Source organism: Actinomadura sediminis (assembly GCF_042675525.1).
In the GTDB taxonomy this organism is placed as follows: Bacteria; Actinomycetota; Actinomycetes; order Streptosporangiales; family Streptosporangiaceae; genus Spirillospora; species Spirillospora sediminis.
Window position 1 is genome coordinate 1 of sequence record NZ_JBHTJA010000208.1, and the last position, 4,383, is coordinate 4,383.

Sequence of the window (4,383 nt, forward strand, 5' to 3'; positions counted from 1 at the left end):
CGCCGCGCCGGCATCGCCGACGTCCGCGGCGGCGCCGCCGGCCGTGACGGCCGGCGGCGTCCCGTCTTTCGGAGCCTTCATCGGGGTCCCTTACTCGCCGTACGCCTCGGCGGCGGCGGACTCCAGCCTCTTCTGCGTCCCCTCGACGTCGGTCGGGTTCTGCACGAACTGGCGCAGCGCCTCCCACATGCCGTCGCCGGGGGTCGCGCCGAACGCGGCGGGCGTCAGGTCGGACATGTCGTAGCGGGCGGCGTCACCGGCGGCCTGGAGCTGCTGGATGAGCTGCTTGGCGATCGGGTCGGAGTAGGCGTCCGGCGGCACGTTCTTGTTCGGGGTGAGGTAGCCGCCGAGCCCGGCCCAGGTCTTCCCGGCCTCGGGCGAGGCGAGGAACTTCATGAGCTCCTGCGTGCCCTTGTCGTCGGTCAGCGCGACGGCGACGTCGCCGCCGAGGATCGCGGGCGCGGTGTCCCCGGCCTGCGGGAAGGGGAACACCTTCGCGTCCGTGCCGACCTCGGCCTCGGTGGTGCCGATGTTGGCGGCGGCGAAGTCGCCGCCGTACACCATCGCGGCCTTCTGCTGGCCGAACACCTGGGTGACCGACTCGTCGAACTTCGTCTTGGTGGCGGTGGCGACGCCGCCGTTGAGGAAGTCGGGCTTGCCCCAGATCTTCGCGAGGGTCTCCAGCGCGTTCGCGACGGTCTCGTCGGTCCACTTGAGCTCGTGCTCGGCGAGCTTGTCGTAGTTCTCCGGCCCGGCCTGCGACAGGTAGACGTTCTCGAACCAGTCGGTGAGCGTCCAGGAGTCCTGCGGCCCGGCGGCCAGCGTGAAGGGGGCGGTGCCGGAGTTCAGCAGCGTCGTGGACGCCTGGGCGAGCTCGTCGAACGTCTTGGGGGGCTGGACGCCCGCGGCGGAGAACGCCTCCGGCGAGTACCAGATGATCGACTTGTAGGCGGCCTTGATCATCACGCCGTAGGTCTTGCCGTCGCTGGAGCCGAGTTCCTTCCAGTACGGCTCGAAGTTCTTCTCGACCTCGGCGACGGCGTCGCCGCCGAGCGGCTTGAGCTTGCCGTCCTTCGCGTACTGCTGCATCAGGCCGGGCTGCGGCAGGATCGCCACGTCCGGCGGGTTGCCGGCCGACAGCCGCGGCCCGAGGAAGGCGTCGGTGTTCTCGCCGGTGGAGGCGTAGTTGACGGTCGCGCCGCTCTGCTTCTCGAACGCGTCGAGGACCTTGCGGAAGTTCTCCTCCTCCGGGCCGGTCCATTTCGCCGCGACCTCGATCGTGACGCCCTTCAGCGGACCGTCGCCGCCGCCGTCGCCCTCACCGCCGCCGTCGTCCCCGCCGCACGCCGCGGCGGACGACACCAGCATCCCCGCCGCGACGGCCGCGCCGAACGCCCGGCGGCCGAACCATGAGACCCTCATCCCTCATCCTTCCTGAGCGGACCGGCCGCGCCGCCTGCTCCCCAGATCGACGCGCCGGACTCGATATCGAAGAAGTGCAGGCGCCCGGTGTCGACGCGGATCGTCACCGGGTCGCCCGCCTTCACGCGGGTGCGGGGGCTGAACCGGGCGACGATCTCGGTGCGCTCCTCGCGCGCGCCGCCCGGCACGTCGGCTCCCGCGTCGCGGGCGAGCTCCTTGGTGTCCTCGGTGACGACCGGCGCCGCCTCGACCGCGAAGTGGACGAGCACGTCCGAGCCCATCGCCTCCACCAGATCGGCGGCGGCCTCCAGCCGGGTCCCCTCGGGGGCCTCGGTGAGCTCGGCGTCCTCCATGTCCTCGGGGCGGACGCCGACGACGACGTCGCGCCCCAGGTAGGACGCCAGGGCCGGGCGCTCGGTCAGCACCGAGGGCGGCAGCGTCAGCGTCCGGGCGCCGATCTCCAGGCGCGGGTTCTCCGCGTCCCCGGTGAGGACGCCCTTGAGCAGGTTCATGGCCGGCGAGCCGATGAATCCCGCGACGAAGAGGTTCGCGGGCCGGTCGTAGAGTTCCTGGGGCGGCGCGACCTGCTGCAGCTCGCCCTTCTTCATGACCGCGACCCGGTCGCCGAGCGTCATCGCCTCGGTCTGGTCGTGCGTGACGTAGATGGTGGTGACGCCGAGGTCCCGCTGCAGGCGGGCGATCTCGGCGCGCATCTGCACGCGCAGCTTGGCGTCGAGGTTCGACAGCGGCTCGTCCATCAGGAACGCCTGCGGCTCGCGGACGATCGCGCGGCCCATCGCGACGCGCTGCCGCTGGCCGCCCGACAGGTTGCGGGGCTTGCGGCCGAGGTGCTCGGTGAGGCCGAGGATCTCGGCGGCCCGGTCGACCTTCGCGCGGATCTCGGCCTTCGGCATCTTGCGCAGCGACAGGCCGAACCCGATGTTGTCGCGCACGGAGAGGTGCGGGTACAGGGCGTAGCTCTGGAACACCATCGCGACGTCGCGGTCGCGGGCGGGGACCCGGTTGACGACCCGCCCGCCGATGACGACCTCGCCCTCGGAGATGTCCTCGAGGCCGGCGACCATCCGCAGCGCGGTCGTCTTGCCGCAGCCGGAGGGGCCGACCAGGACGAGGAACTCCCCGTCGGCGATGTGGAGGTTCAGGTCGGTCACGGCCCGCGTGCCGTCGGGATAGACCTTCCCGACGCTGGTCAGGTCGACCTCTGCCACGGCGTCTCCTCTTCTTCCGGCACGGGTCCCCCGCCGTCCGGGCGGGCGGGGCCCTGCCCGGGCGGTGGGAGAAACGTCACTACCCCGGCGTAACTTGAAACAAGGTCGTACATGGCGGAACGCCCCCACCGCAATACGCGGTGTGCCGGGGAACGCATTTGGTGCAGAGATCGTTATCGTCGCGATCCCGGCCGTTGACGGACGTCTCCGCCGCACCATTCCGTGGACGTCCGAAATGCCGGAAGGGCGGGACGAAAACGCCCCGCCCTCCCCCAGTTTCCCGACCGGAAAACCGGCCTTATCCGAATCGCCTGATCAGCGGCGTCGTCAGCCGACGATCACGAGTCCGCGCTCGGTCACGTTCATCGGCTCGTACCCGTCCTCGGTGCACACGACGATGTCCTCGATGCGGGCGCCGTGCGGCCCCGGGTAGATGCCGGGCTCGATGGAGAACGCCATCCCGGGCTCCAGCGGCTCGGTGTTGCCCGCGACGATGTACGGCTCCTCGTGCGACTCCAGGCCGATGCCGTGCCCGGTCCGGTGGAAGAAGTGCTCGCCGTGCCCGGCGGCGTCGATGACGTCGCGGCCCGCGGCGTCCACCGACTCCGGCGTCGCCCCGGGCCGGACGGCCTCGCACGACGCGCGCTGCGCCTCCTCCAGGACCGTGTAGTACGCGCGGTACTCGGCGGGCGGCTCTCCCACGCAGTAGTTGCGGGTGGAGTCGGAGCAGTAGCCGGACGGCATCGTCCCGCCGATGTCGACCACGACCGGCTCACCGGGCCGGATCTCCCGGTCCGACAGCTCGGCGTGCGGGTTGGCTCCGTTCGGGCCCGACCCCACGATGACGAAGTCGACCCTCTCGTGCCCCTCGGCGATGATGGCGTCCGCGATGTCGCGGCCCACCTCCCGCTCGGTGCGGCCGGGACGCAGGAACTCCGGCACCCGGCGGTGCACCCGGTCGATCGCGGCGCCCGCCTCGCGCAGCGCCGCCACCTCGGCGGCGCTCTTGCGCATGCGCAGCTCCCGCAGCACCGACCCCGCGGCGACCTGCTCGGCGCCCGGCAGCGCCGCCCGGAACCGCAGCGCCATCACGGCCCACATCCGGTCGGCGACCCCGACCTTGGCGATGTCCCGCGGCAGCCGGGCCGCGGCCAGCGCGAACGGGTCGTCGGTCTCGTCCCACGGCACGAACTCCACGCCGAGGCCGCCCGCGGGCGACTCCTGCGCGGCGGGCAGCTCCAGCCGCGGGACCATCATGAACGCGTCGCCGGACGCGGGCACCACCAGGCACGTGAGCCGTTCGAGCGGCAGCGCGTCGTAGCCGGTGACGTAGCGCAGGTCCGGGCCCGGGGTGAGCAGCACCGCCCCCAGCCCCGCCCTCGCCGCCGCCTCCCGCACACGGCCGAGCCGCTCACGCGGATACAACTCCGTCGTTACATCCGTCTCCATCTTCGCGGTCGCGGCGCCCGCGTCCGCCGGGACGCCCGTGGTGCGGCGCGCCCTCGGCGATGCGCGATCGCCGCTTCCTCCTCCCCTGTGACCTGGTCCTGTTACATTCTGCATGTGCTCCGACACAGGATGAACCGCCTCGGATACGACCCCAGCATCGCAAGAACCGGCGGGCGGCGCCGCCCCGGCCCGTCCCGCCGGCCCGGCGGCTGACCGGGTGCCCGCGAGGGAGACCGGGCGCGCCGCCGGGCGGGCGGCGGCCGGGGCCGCCGCGAGACCGGAC

Annotated in this window: 3 protein-coding genes; all 3 read right to left on the bottom strand. The window is 72.5% G+C overall.

The genetic code is table 11. The features are described from left to right. Positions 1–90: 90 nt before the first annotated feature. A complete protein-coding gene (locus tag ACFQ11_RS37170; RefSeq protein ID WP_378307571.1) occupies positions 91–1,422 on the bottom strand; it encodes an ABC transporter substrate-binding protein in 1,332 nt (443 codons plus the stop codon). Continuing rightward, complete coding sequence (locus ACFQ11_RS37175; protein WP_378307573.1) at positions 1,419–2,651, bottom strand: ABC transporter ATP-binding protein; 1,233 nt, start codon at positions 2,649–2,651, stop codon at positions 1,419–1,421. Before ACFQ11_RS37175 ends, ACFQ11_RS37170 begins: the two co-directional genes overlap by 4 nt. 327 nt (positions 2,652–2,978) lie before the next feature. Beyond that, positions 2,979–4,100: a M24 family metallopeptidase gene (locus ACFQ11_RS37180; protein WP_378307575.1), complete on the bottom strand. Its 1,122-nt coding sequence runs from the start codon at positions 4,098–4,100 to the stop codon at positions 2,979–2,981. Between the last annotated feature and the right edge of the window lie 283 nt (positions 4,101–4,383).

What these genes read in the sequence shown, in the direction of transcription:
- ACFQ11_RS37170 (WP_378307571.1), bottom strand. Translation starts at nt 1,422, where the DNA reads ATGAGGGTCTCATGGTTCGGCCGCCGGGCGTTCGGCGCGGCCGTCGCG.
- ACFQ11_RS37180 (WP_378307575.1), bottom strand. Translation starts at nt 4,100, where the DNA reads ATGGAGACGGATGTAACGACGGAGTTGTATCCGCGTGAGCGGCTCGGC.